Raw genomic sequence first — 17780 nt, 5'->3', positions numbered from 1 at the left:
TTTTGTCTAATCGTCGAACGCCGCCGTAGGGCAATGCTTGCCGCAAAGGAAGGCGTCAGCCACCAGTCGCAGGGGGCTGGTATCCGCATCGATCGCGCCCTGGCCCACCAGCTCGACGAACAGGCGGTACATATCGGGATATTCATGGTCGGGTGCCTGCACCATGACGTCCCCGTTCAGCGTCAGGCGGTTCCCGCCTTCTGACAGGATCAGCGCGCCATCGTCTGTCTCGACCGCAATGTCCCATGTCTGCGGACCTGTCTGCCGCCAGTCGAACGCTGCATCGATCGGCGCGCCCGACGCGCTTGCCATCTTCAGGGCGGCGGCGATGGGGGCGTCTTTATTGGCAGGAACCTCCAGGCTGGCGGACAGCATCGTCACCGGCTCCGGCATGATTTCGGTCAGGATCGACAGCGCGTTGATGCCGGGGTCGAACACGCCAAAGCCGCCCGCTTCCCAAATCCACGGCTGGCCCGGATGCCAGTGCCGCACATCTTCCCGCCACTCGATCGACACGCGCGTGACCTTGCGCACGGCGAGCCATGCCTTTGCCTGCGCCACGGCGGCGGCATGGCGACTGTGCCAACTCGCATAAAGCGTCACGCCCTGCGCCTTCGCCAGGGCGATGAGCGCTTCGACCTCGGTCACCGTCGCGCCGGGGGGCTTCTCCAGAAACACATGCTTGCCCGCCAATATGGCCTTGCGCGCGGCTTCGTACCGCACTTGCGGCGGCTGGCACAGGATCACGGCATTCATGTCCGGCTCACCCGCCAACATCGTGTCGAGCGTAGGATAATTGTTCACCCCATCCGCCCGCGCATTCCGGCTGGCGACCGCAATCAGGTCGATGCCGCTTGTGTGTTCGATAGCGGGCAGATGCTGGTCGCGGGCGATCTTGCCCAAGCCAACCAGCCCCGCCTTGATGATGCCGCTCATGCCGCTTCCCTTATCTATTAATGATTGTCGCGCGGCAGGCCCTGAGTCTGGGCAATCCGCTGGAATTTCTCCGCACCCTCCAGGATCGCGCCCTTGTCCAACTGCCCCACCAGCGCGCGCTGAATCTCCTGCCACGGCGTCTGCGATGCGGGATAAGCATAGCCCCCCTCTGCCCGCAATGCCGCCCGCCGGGCCTCCAGCTCCTCGTCAGGAATAAGCACATTCACCGTCCGCGCCTCCAAATCCATCCGCACCCGGTCGCCGGTTTTCAGCAGCGCCAGCCCACCCATCGCCGCAGCCTCTGGCGAAGCGTTGAGGATCGAAGGGCTTCCCGACGTCCCCGACTGCCGCCCGTCGCCGATGCAGGGCAGGGCGGACACGCCTTCGGTGATCAGGTAAGCGGGCGGCCGCATGTTCACGACCTCCGCCGCGCCTGGATAGCCAATCGGCCCCGCGCCGCGCATGAACATTAGCGTTTCGGGCGTGATGCCCACCGCCGGATCATCGATCCGCGCATGATAATCCTCCGGCCCGTCGAACACGACAGCCGGTCCTTCAAAGGCGTTGGGATCGGCGGGGTTCGACAGGTATCGCTGGCGGAATTCCTCGCTGATAACGCTCGTCTTCATGATCGCGGCGTCGAACAAATTGCCCGACAGCACCAGGAAGCCCGCTTCCTCCTTCAACGGCTGTGCAAAGGGACGGATGACATTCTCATCCTCGATCGTGACGTGGCGGCAATTTTCTCCCATCGTCCGCCCGTTGACCGTCATCGCGCCCTCGCGGATCAGGCCCTGCGCGATCAGCTGGCCCACCACTGCAGGCACGCCCCCGGCATGATAATAATCCTCGCCCAGATATTCGCCCGCCGGTTGCAGGTTCACCAGCAGCGGCACGTCATGCCCCACCGTCTCCCAATCCTTCAGCGGCAGTTCGACGCCGACATGCCGGGCGATCGCCGCCAGATGGATCGGCGCATTGGTCGATCCCCCGATGGCGGAGTTCACCAAGATCGCGTTATGAAAGGCATCCAGCGTCAATATGTCGGACGGCTTCAAATCCTCCGCCACCATCTCCACGATCCGCTTGCCGGTGCGCCAGGCGGCCTCCTGCCGATCGCGATAGGGCGCAGGGATCGCCGCCGATCCCGGCAGCATCATGCCCAGCGCCTCGGCCAGCGAGTTCATCGTCGTCGCCGTCCCCATCGTGTTGCAATATCCGGTAGAGGGCGCCGACGAAGCCACCAGCTTGATAAAGCCCTCATCATCGATCTTCCCCGCCGCCAGCAATTGCCGCGCATGCCAGACGATCGTGCCCGACCCCGTCCGCTGCCCCTTGTGCCAGCCGTTCAGCATCGGCCCGACCGACAGCGCGATCGCGGGAATATTCACCGTCGCCGCCGCCATCAGCAGCGCAGGCGTCGTTTTGTCGCACCCCGTCGTCAGCACCACCCCATCGATCGGATAGCCATACAAAGCCTCGACCAGCCCCAGATAGGCAAGGTTACGGTCCAGCCCCGCCGTCGGCCGCTTGCCCGTCTCCTGGATCGGATGCACCGGAAACTCCAGCGCGATCCCGCCCATCTCGCGAATCCCTTCGCGAATCCGCTCGGCCAACACCAGATGATGCCGGTTACAGGGCGACAGGTCGCTCCCCGTCTGCGCGATGCCGATGATCGGCTTGCCACTACGCAGCTCCTCCAGGCTCAGCCCGAAGTTCAGATAACGCTCCACATAGAGCGCCGTCATGTCGATATTGTCGGGATTGTCGAACCAGGCGCGGCTGCGCAATTTCCGGTCGGGCTGAGACGAAGCGGCCATGGGAATTCCTGAAAGCAAAGCTGAGCGACGCATTGACGCTATCGGCCGTTGCATATACTCATACAAATAAGCAGACAAGAACGGAAATGACTTCGGCATGAGCAGCTATGACGTCGTCGGCGACTGGGGCACCAGCCGCCTGCGCCTTTTCCGCATGGAGCACGGGCAAGTCACCGCCCGCCGTGAAGGCCCCGGCATTGCCGAAGCGGGCGCGAATGCCGCCGAAGCCTTCGCGCAAACCATCGCGCCTTGGCTGGAAGATGGCACCCCCGGCACCATCCGCCTGTGCGGCATGGCGGGCGCGCGCGATGGCTGGGTGGAGGCACCCTATGCGGACTGCCCCGCCACCGCGCAGCAATGGCGCGCCGCCGCCATGCGCTTCGACTGGCAAGGCACGCCCGTCACGATCCTCGCAGGCCTGGCCTGCACCGACAAGGACGGCGTGCCCGACGTCATGCGCGGCGAAGAAACCCAAATCTTCGGCGCAATGCACCGGAATCCCGACCTTGCGCAGGGCCGCCACCTCATCGTGCTGCCCGGCACGCACAATAAATGGTCGCTGGTCGAGGATGGCCGCATCTTCAGCTTCCGCACCGTGCCCACCGGCGAACTCTTCGCCCTGCTGCGCGATCACTCCACCCTCGGCCCGAAAGCCGCCCCCGCCGACGCTGCCCAGGAAGCGGAAGGTTTCGCCGAAGGGCTCGAACGGGCAGGGGAGGGCCGCCTCCTCACCAACCTCTTCGCCGCCCGCGCCAAACGCCTGCGCGACGGACGGTCCCCCGATTGGGCCGCTGGCTATCTCTCCGGCCTGCTCATCGGCTGCGAAATCGCCGAAGTGCGCGCCATGCTTGGCGAAGTGAGCGGCATCACCCTCATCGGCGACCAGCGTCTTTGCACCCGTTATGCAGAGGCGATGGCGGCGCAGGGCCTGCCTTCCCGATCCTTAAGCGGCGACGATTGCGTCCTCGCTGGCCTCACCCTTCCGGAGAATGCCGCATGACCCTCGATTCCCTTCTCGCCGCCGGAGAACCCCCCATCGCCGCTATCCTGCGCGGCCTTCGCCCCGAAGAGGCGGTGGAGATCGGCGCCGCCCTCATCGATGCGGGTATCCGCATCATCGAAGTACCGCTGAACTCGCCCGAACCCTTCGAAAGCATCACCGCGCTCCAGCAAGCGTTCGGCGCGACCGCCCTGATCGGCGGTGGCACAGTGCTGACGGTCGAAGCGGTGGACGATCTGCGCCGCACCGGCGGACGCATCATGGTCACGCCCAACACCGACCCGGCCGTCATCGCCCGGGGTGCGCAATATGGCTTCGACATGCTGCCCGGCTTCATGACCCCTAGCGAAGGCTTCGCCGCCGTCCGCGCAGGTGCCCGCCGCCTGAAGCTGTTCCCGGCAGCCAGCCTCGGTCCCGCCTATATAAAGGGCATCAAGGAAGTGCTGCCGCGCCATGTCGGCCTCTGGGCAGTGGGCGGCACTGGCGCCGACACGATCGGCCAATGGCTTGGCGCAGGCTGCGAAGGCATCGGCGTCGGCGGCGCCCTATACCGCCCCGGCGACAATGTCGCGACGGTAGCAGAACGCGCTAAAACGTTGATCGCCGCATGGCGCGCGCTTGGCTAAGTGCGCTAACCCCTATCTCCGTTCGCCCTGAGCCTGTCGAAGGGCTCCACTTCCTTCTCAAGAGAGGAGAGGGCTTCGACAAGCTTAGCCCGAACGGATTTAGAGTGATTGGATCGGGGCTAGGCTTTGACGGGACTAAACTCCCTCACCCCCGTTCAGGCCGAGCGAAGCGAAGCCACTCCAAAGCTCAACCTTACCCCACCCTCTGCTCTTCCCGCCGGTCCAATACCTCACGCACTTTCCCCGCCAGCTCCGCATAAGTGAAAGGCTTGGTCAGCAACTCCACCCCCGGGTCCAACCGCCCATGGTGGAATATCGCGTTGCGTGCATATCCGGTCGCAAAAAGGATTTTAAGCTCCGGCCGCCTCGCCGCCGCTTCCCGCGCAACGTCCGCGCCCGTCATCCCACCGGGCAGCACCACATCGGTGAACAGCAGATCGACCGGCACCGGGGCCTGCTCCAGCGCGTCCAGCGCCGCCGCTCCGTTACTGGCCTCGATCACCCGATATCCCAGTTCGTTCAGCACCTCGACCGCATAAGCGCGGACCTTATCGTCATCCTCGCACACCAGAACCGTCTCATCGCCCCCGCTCACGACCGGGCGCGGCGCCTCCTCCAACTGATCATTTGCTGGCACCATGCCATGGAAACGGGGGAGGTAAATCTTGACGCTCGTCCCCTCGCCGACCTCCGAATAAACCCGGATATGGCCGCCTGACTGCTTGATGAAGCCATAGACCATGGACAGCCCCAGCCCGGTGCCCCGGCCCACCTCCTTGGTGGTGAAGAACGGCTCGATCGCGTGGCTCAACGTCTCCGCATCCATGCCCTGTCCCGTGTCCGACAGGCTGATCAGCACATATTGCCCGGGCTTCACATCCTCTTCCTGCGCCGCGTAACGGTCATCGATATGCGTATTGGCGACCTCGATGGTCAGCTTGCCGCCATCGGGCATTGCGTCCCGCGCATTGACCGCCAGGTTCAATAGCGCATTTTCCATCTGATTAAGATCGACCTCGATCGGCCAGGCCCGCGCGGTCTGGATCGTCTCCACCTCGATCCGCTCGCCCAAAGTGCGGCTCAATAGCTCCGACATGCGGCTCACCAGCCGATTGGGGTCTACGCGTTCGGGCGCCAGTGGCTGGCGGCGGGAAAAGGCGAGCAATCGCTGCGTCAGCATGGCCGCGCGTTCCGCACCCGCCATCGCATTATCCGCCGCCCGGCGCATCCGCTCATTATCTTTGAGGCCGCGCTGAAGCAGTTCAAGATTGCCCGTCACGACCTGTAGCAGGTTGTTGAAGTCATGGGCGACGCCGCCGGTCAACTGGCCCAGCGTCTCCATCTTCTGCGCCTGCCGCAACGCCGCCTCCGCTTCGGCAAGCGCGCGGGCATGGGCGCGCTGTTCGGTGACATCCCGCGCCACGCAATAGATTAATCCGTTGTCGGGCACCGCCGTCCAACTGAAGTTGCGATAATCGCCATCCTTTGTTCGGAACCTGTTTTCGAAGCGTGTCGTGGGAACGCCTTGCTGGAGCGTATAAACCTCGTTCCGGACGCGCGCGACATCATCAGGATGCTCCATCCATTCCGACGTGCGGCCGATCAGCTCCTCCTGGCTCCATCCCAATATGTCCGTCCATGCGGGGCTGGCGGACAGCCATGTGCCGTCCATGTCGGCGATCAGAAAAGGGTCGCGGGCCAGCGTCCATAATCGGTTCCGATCCGCCAGCATCTCCCGCTCGGTTCGGACGCGCTGCGTCGTCTCATTGACGATGCACAGCGCCCCGCCAATCGACCCGTCCGCTTCGAACACGGGGGAATAGCTGATGTCGAAATAGACTTCCTCGCCACGGCCACTGTCCCGCTCGATGTAAAAGGGGCGATCCTTGGCATGCACCGTCTCGCCCTTTTCGATTACCGACAGCAGCAACGGTTCCAGATCGTCCCATAGTTCGGCCCAACTCTCCCGCGCCGGACGGCCCAATGCCCCCGGATGCTTGTCGCCGATCGTCGGCGCATAGGCTTCATTATAGAGCGCGCAGAGGTCCGACCCCCAGAACAGCACGATCTCCGCTTTCGACGACAGCATCAGCCGCACCGTGGATATCAGCGCAGGCGACCATTGATCGACCGGCCCCAGAGGGGACCCGTCGCCGATGTGCGCCGTCAGACCCCCGATCGGACCATGTGCAGCGATCATCCCGGCGATGTCGGTCGCCGACGTGCTCATCGATTATCCTCTGTTAAGAAGTGCATAGACGGGATACGCCTGTCCGGTGATTTGTATCCGGTCGTTACGGAGCGTTGCGACCTTTTGTCCTATGGTCGCCCTCTTGCAACAATCCGGGCATCGGCGCATGGATCGGCGCCATGACTGAACTTGCCCTTCGCCCGGCCATGGATGTTTCCCGTCCCGTCGTGATCGCCCGCTGGCTGATCACGGTGGCAGCGCTCGTTTTTTGCATGGTGGTGGTGGGCGGCATCACCCGTCTTACCGAATCGGGCCTGTCGATAACGCAGTGGAAACCGATTACCGGCGCCATCCCGCCGCTGACCCATGATCAGTGGATGGACGCGTTTCGCCTCTATCAGCAAATCCCCGAATATCAGCAATTGCGGCAGGGCATGACCCTGTCCGATTTCCAGTTCATCTTCTTCTGGGAATGGGTGCATCGACTGCTTGGACGATTGATAGGCCTCGCCTTCGCCCTGCCGCTCCTGTGGTTCGCCTTTCGCCGTGCTATCCCCTACGGCTATGGCTGGCGTCTGGTGGCTTTGCTGGCGCTCGGCGGACTTCAGGGTGCGATTGGTTGGTGGATGGTGACTTCTGGCCTGTCCGTGCGCACCGATGTCAGCCACTACCGGCTCGCGGTTCATTTGCTGACGGCACTCTTTATCATGGGTGGCCTCATCTGGACCGCGCTTGATCTGTTTGGCTTGGCGCGGAACCCTGCCGCCCGTCCGGCTGCGCTAAGGCCTTTTGCGCTGGTCGCCCTGCTGGTGCTGTTGGTCCAGCTGATGTTCGGCGCGTTCACCGCTGGGCTCGATGCCGGTTATGTCTCGAACACATGGCCGCTCATGAACGACCATCTCGTGCCGGAGGGGATTTCGTGGCTGGGATCGCTTTGGGCGACTTTGTCCAGCGACCCTTATCTCGTCCATTTCATCCATCGCTGGTGGGCATGGGTTGCCGCTACGATGTTGATCCTCCTTGCGCGTAAGGCAAAGCGGGCAGGGCGGCGCGGTCCCTCGATCGGCATCAATGCCGCCGTCGGCACGCAGATCGCGCTGGGCATCGCCACTGTCGTCAGCGGCATCGCCTTGCCCCTCGCTGTGCTTCATCAGGCGGTCGGTGCGCTTGTCGTCGCTTCGGCCGCCTGGGGTGCGCATGCGATCGGGTCGCGCCGGGGGTGAGCGGCGTCGCGCTTGTCTACACGCTCTTCGGCTCGGCGGAGGCCGCTGGCCGCGTCGCGCGCCAGCTTATCGGGGAAGGGCTGGCTGCTTGCGCCAACATGCTCGGGGCTGCGACATCTCTCTATGAATGGAACGGGGTGCTGGAAAGCGCGGCGGAGTTTCCGGTGCTGTTCAAGACCACGCCCTCGCGCCGCGACGCCCTGATGGCGCGCATCGCGGAACTTCACGACTATGAAGTGCCCGCGATCCTCGCATTACCGGTGGAAAGCGCCGATTTACGCTACGCAAAATGGGTGGCCGAACAGATCACGAAGTGACGGGTATTATTTTACCCGTCAGGAAACCCGCCGAATCTCTTGACTTCTCGAACCTCGCCGGTCATTAGCGCCCATCTTTGAACGCCCTCAAAACGCGTTCAATTCACTATTTCATTCTGGAGATTGGCACCATGAAGGCGCTGATGAAGACCACTAAGCCGGCAACCCCGGCAACGGTCGAAAAGAAGTGGATCCTGATCGACGCGGAAGGTCTCGTCGTCGGCCGCCTCGCCTCGACCGTCGCAAACATCCTTCGCGGCAAGCACAAGACCAGCTTCACGCCCCACGTTGATTGCGGTGACAATGTCATCATCATCAACGCGGACAAGGTGAAGTTCACCGGCCGCAAGCTGACCGACAAGGTTTATTACAAGCACACCGGCTATGCCGGCGGCATCAAGGAAACCACGCCCGCCAAGATCCTGGAAGGCCGTTTCCCCGAGCGCGTCCTGGAAAAGGCTGTTGAGCGCATGATCCCCCGTGGTCCGCTCGGCCGTCAGCAGATGCGCAACCTGCGCATCTTCGCCGGTGCTGAACATCCGCACGAAGCGCAGAGCCCCGAAGTGCTCGATTTCGCATCGCGCAACCGCAAGAACAAGGTGGGTGCATAATGTCTGATAACCGCCAGTCCCTGTCCGACCTCGCGTCGCTGACCACCAACGCTCCCGCGCCCGCTGCTGGAGAGACCGTCGCTGCCGACGCGCCGATCGCTCCTGTTCAGCCCTCAGCTCCCCTGCGCGCCCAGGAAATCGACAGCCTTGGCCGTGCTTATGCGACCGGCCGCCGTAAGGATGCCGTCGCCCGCGTCTGGGTGAAGCCCGGCACCGGCAAGATCACGGTCAACGGCCGCGATCAGGAAGTGTATTTCGCTCGCCCGACCTTGCGTCTGGTGATCAACCAGCCCTTCGGCATCACTGAGCGTGAAGGTCAGTATGACGTGATCGCCACCGTCAAGGGCGGTGGTCTCTCGGGCCAAGCTGGCGCTGTGAAGCACGGCATCGCCCAGGCTCTGTCGAAGTACGAACCGGCGCTGCGCAGCGCGGTCAAGGCCGAAGGCTTCCTGACCCGCGACAGCCGCACCGTCGAGCGTAAGAAGTACGGTCGCGCCAAGGCTCGCCGCAGCTTCCAGTTCTCGAAGCGCTAAGCGTCAGCTACCAGCATTCTGGAAGGGGCCGGTTTTCCGGCCCCTTTTTCTTTGTCTGCAACCGTTGCGCAATCGTACCGGTGGCAACCTTCGGTCACTCCAAGTTGTTGACCCATCGTAGCTTTCGATAGGAGGACGTTATGGGTGAAATGACTGACAAGGTTAAAGCGGCAGGCAATAAGATTGCTGGAGCGGCAAAGGAAGCCGCAGGTCGGCACCAGAATGATGCTGATCTGGTTGCAGAAGGAAAGGCGCAGAAGGCTAAGGGCACCGCTCAGGACATAAAAGGGTCCGTGAAAGGTGCGCTTGGCGACAAGATCTGACCCAACCTAATCCGATATGATTTAAGAGAGGCCTCGCCAACTGGTGGGGCCTTTCGCTTATCGGTTAGTCCTTAAGTCCGCTTGGTGAGGCATGTTCTTCCGCTTCGCTCAGATAGGCCCGCACATCTCGCCGCAGTTCCCCCGCGCAGAGATAAAGCGCAATGACATTGGGAATCGCCATCAGGAAGAAACTGCTATCGACGATGTCCACGACCCGGCCTAGGTCGATCGCAGCAGCAGGGGGCAGCGCGACGATGTAGAGGATTTTGTAGCTCCACTGCGCCTTTGGCCCATGACCGAACAGATACCCCCAAGCCTGAAGGCCGTAAAAGCCCCATGCGACAAGCGTGGAATAGGCGAACAGCACAACGACGACGGCTAGCAGCCATGGAAACCATGGTAACACTTGCGCGAAGGCGGCAGAGGTGATTGCGATGCCCTCCAGTCCCGATGTCCAAGTGCCCGCGACGACCAGCGCCAGACCACCCACCGAACAGACGATCATCGTTCCAAGCAGCGGTTCGAGCAGGGCCACCAGCCCTTCTGAAACCGGATGGCGTACCCTTGCTAGGCTGTGGGCCATCACCGCGGAGCCGACACCGGCCTCGCTCGCAAAGACCGCTCGCCTCATTCCCGAGACGAAGGCCCCGACAGCGCCCCCCGTGGCCGCGCTGCCATTCCAGGCGCCGTGCCATATCTGGGCCAATGCGTCGGGTATAGCTGGCGCGTGGATGATGAGGACGGCAGCGACACCAATGAGATAGACGGCCACCTTGAGTGGGGTCAGCCGTTTCGCGACCTCGCCGAGCCATGCCGCGCCGCCCAGTGTCACGAGCGCCACGGCGGCGGCGAGAAGCACGCCATAGGCCCAACCGTTAGAGAGACCGGTCACAACCTTCACCTGCGCGAAGCTCTGGTTAACCTGCACCATCGGGATCGCGCCAAACAGGGCGAAGAAGGCGTAAAGGCCGCCGAGCATAAGCCCAAGACGGGGCCAGCCTCGCGCCGTGCCGATGGCTCTGAGCACATACATGGGGCCGCCATGCACATGGCCGCGCTGATCGAATGTCCGGTATTTGAGGCCGAGTGTCACTTCGGCCATCTTCACGGTCATTGCGAACCAGCCGATCACGAACATCCACAAGATCGCGCCCGGCCCACCCATGGTCAACGCAACCGCGACCCCGGCGATGTTGCCAAGGCCGATCGTCCCGGCGAGCGCCGTGGTCAACGCGCCCCACTGACTGACGTCGCCCGTGGCCTCGCCTGCGCCTGGCTGGGTCCGCAATATCCGTAGCGCCCGTCCTACTGCGCGGACATTGGGAAAGCCTAGCCATATGGTGAAAAACAACATCGGGACCGCAAGATAGAGGACGATCAGTTCGATCCGGGCACCCATGACGGGCACCTTGAAGAAGATCGCACTTGAGAGCGCGTCCACCGCTGCATTGAAACCGTCCATCTGCTATGGGATGACTGCTGGCCAGTGGAAAGTCGAACAAAGATTGCTATGGACGACGGCAACTTAGGTCGCGTTGCAGGACAGAAATCATGAGCAGGCGTTATTTCGGCACCGACGGGATCAGGGGCCGTACGAACCAATGGCCGATGACCGCGGAACTGGCGATGAAGGTCGGCATGGCCGCCGGAAAGCATTTTCAGCGGGGGAGCCATAGGCATCGGGTTGTGATCGGCAAGGACACGCGCCTGTCCGGCTATATGGTCGAAAACGCGCTGGTCGCGGGGTTCACTGCGGTAGGAATGGACGTTGTTCAGTTCGGACCGATTCCAACGCCTGCCGTGGCGCTGCTTGCTCATTCGATGCGGGCAGATTTGGGCGTCATGATTTCGGCCAGCCACAATCCCTATGCTGACAACGGGATCAAGCTGTTCGGACCCGATGGCTACAAGCTGTCCGATGAAGATGAGCTGAAGATTGAAGCAATGTTGGAGCTGGACATTCCGCTTGCAGTATCATCGGAAATCGGACGTGCGCGCCGGGTCGAAGACGCCCGAGGCCGCTACATCCATGCGGTCAAGTCCAGCTTTCCCGCCGACCTTCGCCTCGACGGGCTGAAGATCGTCGTCGATTGCGCGAACGGCGCCGCTTATCAGGTCGCGCCATCGGCTCTGTGGGAATTGGGCGCAGAGGTGATCGCGATTGGGGTGACGCCGAATGGTATCAATATCAATGATGGTTGCGGATCGACCTCTCCGCTTCTGTGCCAGGAAACAGTGGTCTCCTCCGGTGCGGACATCGGGATCGCTCTTGACGGCGATGCCGACCGGCTGATCGTCGTGGATGAGAAAGGCCAGATCGTTGATGGCGATCAGATCATGGCGTTGATCGCGAGTAATTTTGCACGCGACGGATTGCTGAGGGGCGGCGGATTGGTTGCGACGGTTATGTCCAACCTCGGTTTGGAGCGCTATCTGGCTGCGCAAGGCATTAATCTCGAGCGTACCAAGGTTGGGGATCGTTATGTGCTGGAGCGAATGCGTGAGGGTGGCTTCAATGTCGGCGGCGAACAATCGGGGCACATGATCCTGTCCGATTATGCGACGACCGGCGATGGAACCGTAGCGGCGCTTCAGGTGCTTGCTGCGCTTGTCCGCGCGGGCAAGCCCGCCAGCGAAGTTCTGCATCAATTCGATCCCGTGCCGCAACTACTCAAGAATGTCCGCTTTTCCGGAGGCAAGCCGCTGGAGCATGAGGAGGTCAAGCGGGTGATCGCGCAGGCGGAGAGAGAACTCAATGGCTGCGGCCGATTGGTCATTCGTCCGTCCGGCACGGAGCCTGTAATCCGTGTCATGGCCGAGGGTGATCGGGAAGATCAGGTGAAGGACGTTGTCGATCGGATATGTGACGCGGTGGCGAGGGTGGCAGCCTAATGCTGGACATGCGTCCTGATTGCGAACGCTGCGGCGTGAATCTGCCAGCTGCGGAGCCGGGTGCGTTCGTTTGTTCGTTCGAGTGTACGTTTTACGCTGCCTGTGCCGAGGCGTTTGATGATCGTTGCCCTAATTGTGGCGGGGAACTGATGGACCGGCCGACGCGCACAGCCGATGCGCTTGCGCGCCATCCCGCCTCTACCGAGCGTCACTACAAGGGATGAAGCCCGCGCGCATTTTGATCATCGCCGGGTCGGACAGTGGCGGGGGGGCTGGCATTCAGGCGGATATCCGTACCGTCACGCTGTTGGGCGGTCATGCGATGACGGCGATCACCGCGATCACTGCGCAGAATACGCTGGGGGTGCAGGGCGTGCATGCGGTTTCCGCTGATATGGTGCTGCGGCAGATGGATAGTGTCATCAGCGATATCGGCGTGGATGCGGTGAAGATCGGGATGATCGGTTCGGCCGAGACTGCGGACGCCGTTGCTGATCGATTGGCCGAATTGGTCGATGTTCCGATCATATTCGATCCGGTGATGGTCGCTACCAGTGGATCGGTTCTGGCGGATGAGGCGACGATTGCGGCGTTTGAGCGGTTGATGGCGCTGGCGACTTTGGTGACGCCGAATATTCCGGAGCTGGAGGCGTTGGGGGGCGAGGAGATTGCGATCCGGTTCGATACCCATGTGCTGGCGAAGGGTGGGCATGGCGAGGGGGCAATGCTGACCGATCGGCTGATTGGGCCGCAGGGGTTGGTAAAGTCATGGAGCAATGCGCGAATTGAAACGATTCATACGCATGGGACCGGGTGTACCTTGGCCAGTGCCATTGCTGCTCGGTTGGGGCAGGATTCAGGCCTAGTAGAAGCTATTGAATTTGCTCGTAAATATGTTCGGGAAGCGTTGATGTTGGCGCCGGGTCTGGGGCAGGGTCATGGGCCTATGGGGGCGCCGTTCGGGTTTCACCAACATGCCTGATTTTGCGCATGAGAGGTTGCATCTTCCGGGCCTGGTCGCAGGCGTTGACGAAGCGGGCAGGGGGCCGCTTGCGGGGCCGGTTGTGGCCGCTGCCGTCATCCTGCGGCAGGAGGATTGCCCGGATGGTCTTAACGACAGCAAACAGCTGACCGCCGCGCGGCGCGCGGTGCTGGAGGTCGAGATCAAGGCGCGGGCGCTGTGCTGGGGGATTGGGGTCGCGTCGGTCGAAGAGATTGACGAGATCAATATACTGTGGGCGACGATGCTGGCGATGACGCGCGCGGTGGAGGCGCTGGCGCATGATTGCGCACATGTGCTGGTGGACGGCAATCGTTGCCCGAAATGGCGGTGGGCGTCGACGGCTGTGGTGGAGGGCGACGCCAAATGCCTGTCGATCGCCGCCGCGTCGATATTGGCCAAGGAAGCGCGCGACCGCATGATGATAGAGGCGGCGGCGGCGCACCCGCATTATGGCTGGGAAAGCAACAAGGGCTATGGCAGCCCGATGCATCTGGCGGCGTTGCGAGAGCATGGTCCGACGCCGCTGCATCGCCGCAGCTTTGCCCCGGTCGCGCAACTGGTCTTGCTATAGGATCGATAGGGCGAAATTGACGGTGCGGCGCTTGGTCGCTTCATCCCCATTGGCATCGAAGAGGATCGGGTTGCCAATCGAGCGGCTAAAGCATCCGACGATCAGATCGGGTTGGACCATCCCCAAGGAGGGACTCAGCCCTTCCCATGATTCTACCGGCGTCAGCCGATTAGTTATTACTTTGTTTTCCGCATTTTCCGAGCCAGCAGAGGCGCCGGTTGCCTGCGCAATGTTCTTGTGCGCCATATGCGGAAAAGATAAGTATTCTTAACCTGTGTCGCAATGGGATTAAGAATAGCGAGCAGTAGACCGCTTCCCCGGCTGGCGCAGCCGCGCATTATGGCTAAGAAAGTCTTTATGCGCGTGATGCCGTTCCTGTTGGCGCTTGTCGCCCTAGCTTCTCTTTCGCCGACGCGTGACGCTGCTGCTGCGCCAGCGATTCCGGATGGTGAGGTGGTGCAGCCGGGCAGCTATCGTTGGCTGGAGGAAGGGCCGTTCGATGGGCCGCTTTACCTGATCATCAGCCTTCAGCGGCAGAGGGTGCATGTCTATAGCGGTGACCGGCTGGTGGGCGTGGCGAGCGTGTCGACGGGCACGCCGGGGCACCGGACGCCGACCGGCGAGTTCACGATCTTGCAAAAGCGGGAATGGCATCGGTCCAATCTCTACAGCAATGCGCCGATGCCGTTCATGCAAAGGCTGACATGGGATGGGGTAGCGCTGCATGCGGGGCAGAATCCGGGTTATCCGGCGAGCCATGGTTGCATAAGATTGCCTACTGCCTTTGCCCGGACATTGTTTGGGATGACGCAGCTTGGGACGCTGGTTCGGGTGAATGCGGATGCGTTGGGGCCTGCGTTGATGCTCGATCGGCTGGTGCTGGATGATCCGGGGACGGCAGTGGTCACGTTCACGCCGGGTGGCAAGACGCCGGTGGTGGAGCAGGCGAAGGTTGAATTGGCGGCTAGGGATGTGCCTGTGCTGGCGATTGATCCGAGTGTGTTTCGGCCGAGGTTGCGGCGGTGGTCGCCGTAGAGGCGTGGGTTTCCCGGCGTTAATGCCTTCACTCCGCTCTGCTGAAGGATTCTACTTCGTTTAGCCTGAAACGGGAGGGGAACCGGAACACGCCCCACTGAAATATGATCAAGGTTGAGTGATCGTCACCCCGGACTTGATCCGGGGTCCCGCTCTAGGGTGTGTGGGGATTCAGCCCATGACGGGCTGCAAATGGCGACTTTCTGCGCTTCCGGTGCTCACGTACTGAAGTACGCTGCGTCGAAGCGAGGCACGTGACTCGCTTCGAGGTTCTCGAAATTCACCATTTTCGCCTCGTCCTGAACTGAATCCCCACACACCCTAATCTGACGCTGCCGAGACAGCGGGACCCCGGGTCAAGCCCGGGGTGACGCAAAAGGAGCCTTAATTCAGACGCATTGGCTTCGGGCGAATGGGTAGGGGCGATAGTGTTCTAGACTGCACTGAGCCCGGCGTCGGCAAGACCGCGCCATAGATGCAAAGCCTGCACGCTTTCCTTAACATCATGGACGCGCACCATTTGTGCGCCGGATTGCACGGCGCGGAAGGCGAGGGCTATGGAGCCGCCGAGGCGGTCGGGGGCGGGGGCTTCGTTGGACAGGGCGCCGATCAGACGCTTGCGGCTTCCGGCGAAGAGGAGTGGCACGCCGAGGCCCTGAAAGGTGGCTAGGCCGTTAACCAGCGCGAGATTGTCGGCGAGCGATTTGCCGAATCCCAGGCCCGGATCGATCATGATCTTGTCGCGTGCGATGCCTGCGGCGGCGCAGGCTTCGATGCGGCTTTCGAGCGTGTCGAACACGTCGGCGACGACATCGCCATAGCCGCCGGGATTGTCGTGCGGGTCATCGCCGGAGGAAGGCGCATGCATCAGGATGACGGGGCAGCCTGCGCGCGCCGCGACTTCCATTGCGCGGGGGTCATGGGCAAGGGCGCTGACATCGTTGATGACCTTTGCACCTGCTGCGAGAGCCGCTTCCATGACGGCTGCCTTTCGCGTGTCGATGGAGACCGGCGTCCCTGCGGCGGCCAGTTTTTCGATGACGGGGACGACGCGGGCAATTTCGTCGCCTTCCCAGACCTTGGGTGCTTTGGGGCGGGTGGATTCGCCGCCTATGTCGATCAGCGCTGCGCCTGCGGCCGCCATGGCGAAGCCAGCGTCGGCTGCGGCTTGCGGGTTGTCCATATGCTTGCCGCCATCGGAGAAGCTGTCGGGTGTGACGTTGAGGATCGCCATGACCTGCGGCGCGTCGAAGCGAATGGTGCGATCGCCTAGCGCGAGTGGCTGGCGTTGGGCGGAGATGTTTGTTGCGAGCCGCTGGGCTTGTTCGGCGAGCGCGTCGGGGAGGGTGGCGATGGTTTCGGCGAACTGCGCCACCGGGATGGTTGTGCGGGCGAGGCGCTGGGAACCTTGAAGTGCGGTTAGCTCATAGGCCTGGAACCAGATGAGGCCGTTGGCCATGCGCGCGGCTGACCCATCGGGCAGGCCGATGGGGGAGGGGACGAACCATGTGGGCTTCAGGTAGAGCCGGGCGTCAGGCGCAAGGGTGGGTAGGATCATCTCGACTCCGTTCGTCCTGAGCTTGCCGAAGGGCTTCACTTCTCTTCAAGGAAGGAGAGGGCTTCGACAAGCTCAGCCTGAACGGAGGTTGTGAATATTTCCTAGAGTCTTTCCGATGTTGAATGAATCGTTGGGGATTTCCAGACGGTTGGAAGTGTGATTCAAGGTGGCCACTGGTGAGGAGGCCAGCATGGATGAGGCCATTATCACAGGATTTGCGGGTTCGGTTTTGTCGGGCTCTGGATCGAGGCATGTCGGCGCGGGGGGCTGCGCGGTTGCTGGAGGTGAGCCCGGCCACGGGGGTTCGCTGGGCGCAGTCATGGCGAACGCGCGGGTCTGTTGAGCCGGGCAAGGTCGGCGGTCACATGCTCCCGTTGCTGGCGCGTGAGCGCGAGTGGTTGCTTGCGCGGATCGAGCAGAAGAAGGACCTGACGCTGCACGAGTTGCTGGCCCAGCTGCGTGAAGAGCGTGGTGTGGTGGTCTGCTGCGACACGCTGTGGCGGTTCATGGGCCGCTTGGGCAAGACGTTTAAAAAAAGACGCTCTTCGCCAAGGAACAGGACCGGCCCGACGTCATCCGACGCCGCAACCGCTGGCGCTGGGTCCAGCGCTGGGTAGATCCCAAGCGCATGGTCTTCATCGACGAGACCTGGGCGAAGACCAACATGACCCGCACCCATGGCTGGCATCACCGGGGCGAGCCGCTGATCGACAAGGTGCCGCATGGCCACTGGAAGACGCTGACCTTCATCGCTGGCCTCAGGCATGATGGCATCGTGGCCCCTTGCGTCCTCGATGGCCCGATAAACGGCGAGAGCTTCACCGCGTGGGTCGAGCAGTTCCTGATCCCCGCGCTGGAACCCGGCAGCATCATCGTGGTCGACAATCTCGGCAGCCACAAAGGCAGCCGCGTGCGCAAATTGCTCAAGGCGGCGGGCATCAGGCTGTTCTTCCTGCCGCCCTACTCGCCCGACCTGAACCCCATCGAGGAGATGTTCTCCAAGCTCAAGCGTCTGCTCCGCAAGGCCAACGAACGCACCGTCGAGGCAACATGGCGACGCATCGGAAAACTGCTCGACCACTTCCCGCCCGCAGAATGCGCCAATTACATCCGTGGAGCCGGATATGCCTCAATCTAAGTC

General features: G+C 62.4%; 19 protein-coding genes. 13 read left to right on the top strand and 6 right to left on the bottom strand.

Annotation, left to right across the window (positions count from 1 at the left end):
• Positions 1-6: 6 nt before the first annotated feature.
• The gene (locus ACZ5YV_RS07675; protein WP_464787099.1) at positions 7-936 is read right to left on the bottom strand and encodes a Gfo/Idh/MocA family protein; all 930 of its coding nucleotides are present in this window, start codon (positions 934-936) and stop codon (positions 7-9) included.
• 17 nt (positions 937-953) lie between these two features.
• The gene (locus tag ACZ5YV_RS07670) at positions 954-2756 is read right to left on the bottom strand and encodes an IlvD/Edd family dehydratase (RefSeq protein WP_464787098.1); all 1803 of its coding nucleotides are present in this window, start codon (positions 2754-2756) and stop codon (positions 954-956) included.
• Positions 2757-2853: 97 nt separating this feature from the next.
• Here ACZ5YV_RS07670 and ACZ5YV_RS07665 point away from each other — a divergent pair, with 97 nt between their 5' ends.
• Both ACZ5YV_RS07665 and ACZ5YV_RS07660 read left to right on the top strand, forming a co-directional pair.
• Positions 2854-3756 carry a 2-dehydro-3-deoxygalactonokinase gene (locus tag ACZ5YV_RS07665; protein WP_464787097.1) on the top strand — a complete coding sequence of 301 codons (903 nt, stop codon included), beginning with the start codon at positions 2854-2856 and terminating at the stop codon, positions 3754-3756.
• Complete coding sequence (locus tag ACZ5YV_RS07660; RefSeq protein WP_464787096.1) at positions 3753-4382, top strand: 2-dehydro-3-deoxy-6-phosphogalactonate aldolase; 630 nt, start codon at positions 3753-3755, stop codon at positions 4380-4382. Before ACZ5YV_RS07665 ends, ACZ5YV_RS07660 begins: the two co-directional genes overlap by 4 nt.
• A 193-nt stretch (positions 4383-4575) precedes the next feature.
• Here ACZ5YV_RS07660 and ACZ5YV_RS07655 read toward each other — a convergent pair whose 3' ends face one another.
• Positions 4576-6612, bottom strand: a complete 2037-nt coding sequence (locus tag ACZ5YV_RS07655; protein ID WP_464787095.1) for a hybrid sensor histidine kinase/response regulator — start codon at positions 6610-6612, stop codon at positions 4576-4578.
• Between the two features lie 140 nt (positions 6613-6752).
• Between ACZ5YV_RS07655 and ACZ5YV_RS07650 the strand changes: the two genes are divergently transcribed.
• The 5 genes from ACZ5YV_RS07650 (at position 6753) to ACZ5YV_RS07630 (ending at position 9580) form a co-directional block, all read left to right on the top strand.
• Positions 6753-7796 (top strand): COX15/CtaA family protein, encoded by a 1044-nt coding sequence (locus ACZ5YV_RS07650; RefSeq protein ID WP_464787094.1) that lies wholly within the window; start codon positions 6753-6755, stop codon positions 7794-7796.
• On the top strand, positions 7793-8113 hold the full coding sequence (cutA, locus tag ACZ5YV_RS07645) for a divalent-cation tolerance protein CutA (RefSeq protein WP_464787093.1): 321 nt from the start codon (positions 7793-7795) through the stop codon (positions 8111-8113). The genes ACZ5YV_RS07650 and cutA overlap by 4 nt, the downstream gene beginning before the upstream one ends.
• Before the next feature lie 131 nt (positions 8114-8244).
• The gene (gene rplM, locus ACZ5YV_RS07640) at positions 8245-8724 is read left to right on the top strand and encodes a 50S ribosomal protein L13 (RefSeq protein WP_464787092.1); all 480 of its coding nucleotides are present in this window, start codon (positions 8245-8247) and stop codon (positions 8722-8724) included.
• Positions 8724-9257: a 30S ribosomal protein S9 gene (gene rpsI, locus ACZ5YV_RS07635; protein WP_464787091.1), complete on the top strand. Its 534-nt coding sequence runs from the start codon at positions 8724-8726 to the stop codon at positions 9255-9257. The genes rplM and rpsI overlap by 1 nt, the downstream gene beginning before the upstream one ends.
• Positions 9258-9397: 140 nt before the next feature.
• The gene (locus tag ACZ5YV_RS07630) at positions 9398-9580 is read left to right on the top strand and encodes a CsbD family protein (RefSeq protein ID WP_464787090.1); all 183 of its coding nucleotides are present in this window, start codon (positions 9398-9400) and stop codon (positions 9578-9580) included.
• Positions 9581-9644: 64 nt separating this feature from the next.
• Here the strand turns inward: ACZ5YV_RS07630 and ACZ5YV_RS07625 are convergent, their stop codons facing one another.
• Positions 9645-11042: an alanine/glycine:cation symporter family protein gene (locus tag ACZ5YV_RS07625; RefSeq protein ID WP_464787089.1), complete on the bottom strand. Its 1398-nt coding sequence runs from the start codon at positions 11040-11042 to the stop codon at positions 9645-9647.
• Positions 11043-11131: 89 nt separating this feature from the next.
• Between ACZ5YV_RS07625 and glmM the strand changes: the two genes are divergently transcribed.
• Genes glmM through ACZ5YV_RS07605 form a run of 4 tightly spaced genes read left to right on the top strand, consistent with a single transcriptional unit; the run spans position 11132 to position 14046 of the window.
• A complete protein-coding gene (gene glmM, locus ACZ5YV_RS07620) occupies positions 11132-12472 on the top strand; it encodes a phosphoglucosamine mutase (RefSeq protein WP_464787088.1) in 1341 nt (446 codons plus the stop codon).
• Positions 12472-12696, top strand: coding sequence for a DUF1272 domain-containing protein (locus ACZ5YV_RS07615; RefSeq protein ID WP_464787087.1), 225 nt, complete (start codon positions 12472-12474; stop codon positions 12694-12696). Before glmM ends, ACZ5YV_RS07615 begins: the two co-directional genes overlap by 1 nt.
• On the top strand, positions 12693-13454 hold the full coding sequence (thiD, locus tag ACZ5YV_RS07610) for a bifunctional hydroxymethylpyrimidine kinase/phosphomethylpyrimidine kinase (protein WP_464787086.1): 762 nt from the start codon (positions 12693-12695) through the stop codon (positions 13452-13454). The genes ACZ5YV_RS07615 and thiD overlap by 4 nt, the downstream gene beginning before the upstream one ends.
• Positions 13447-14046: a ribonuclease HII gene (locus tag ACZ5YV_RS07605; RefSeq protein ID WP_464787085.1), complete on the top strand. Its 600-nt coding sequence runs from the start codon at positions 13447-13449 to the stop codon at positions 14044-14046. Before thiD ends, ACZ5YV_RS07605 begins: the two co-directional genes overlap by 8 nt.
• Here ACZ5YV_RS07605 and ACZ5YV_RS07600 read toward each other — a convergent pair.
• Positions 14041-14292: a hypothetical protein gene (locus ACZ5YV_RS07600; RefSeq protein ID WP_464787084.1), complete on the bottom strand. Its 252-nt coding sequence runs from the start codon at positions 14290-14292 to the stop codon at positions 14041-14043. The two genes, ACZ5YV_RS07605 and ACZ5YV_RS07600, sit on opposite strands and share 6 nt — an antisense overlap.
• 120 nt (positions 14293-14412) lie before the next feature.
• Here ACZ5YV_RS07600 and ACZ5YV_RS07595 point away from each other — a divergent pair, with 120 nt between their 5' ends.
• Positions 14413-15081 (top strand): L,D-transpeptidase family protein, encoded by a 669-nt coding sequence (locus tag ACZ5YV_RS07595; protein WP_464789175.1) that lies wholly within the window; start codon positions 14413-14415, stop codon positions 15079-15081.
• 433 nt (positions 15082-15514) lie between these two features.
• Here the strand turns inward: ACZ5YV_RS07595 and folP are convergent, their stop codons facing one another.
• Positions 15515-16639: a dihydropteroate synthase gene (gene folP, locus ACZ5YV_RS07590; protein WP_464787083.1), complete on the bottom strand. Its 1125-nt coding sequence runs from the start codon at positions 16637-16639 to the stop codon at positions 15515-15517.
• Between the two features lie 194 nt (positions 16640-16833).
• Here folP and ACZ5YV_RS07585 point away from each other — a divergent pair.
• Positions 16834-17777, top strand: a protein-coding gene (locus ACZ5YV_RS07585; protein ID WP_464786945.1) for an IS630 family transposase whose coding sequence is annotated in 2 segments (ribosomal slippage) — positions 16834-17169 and positions 17172-17777 — 942 coding nt in all. Because the reading frame shifts where the segments join, the coding sequence is not laid out codon by codon here.
• Positions 17778-17780: the final 3 nt, after the last annotated feature.

The sequence above is a fragment of the Sphingobium sp. TomTYG46 genome (assembly GCF_055396345.1).
The sequence above is the reverse complement of the archived record's forward strand: the minus strand, read 5'-3'. Positions and strand labels throughout refer to the sequence as shown.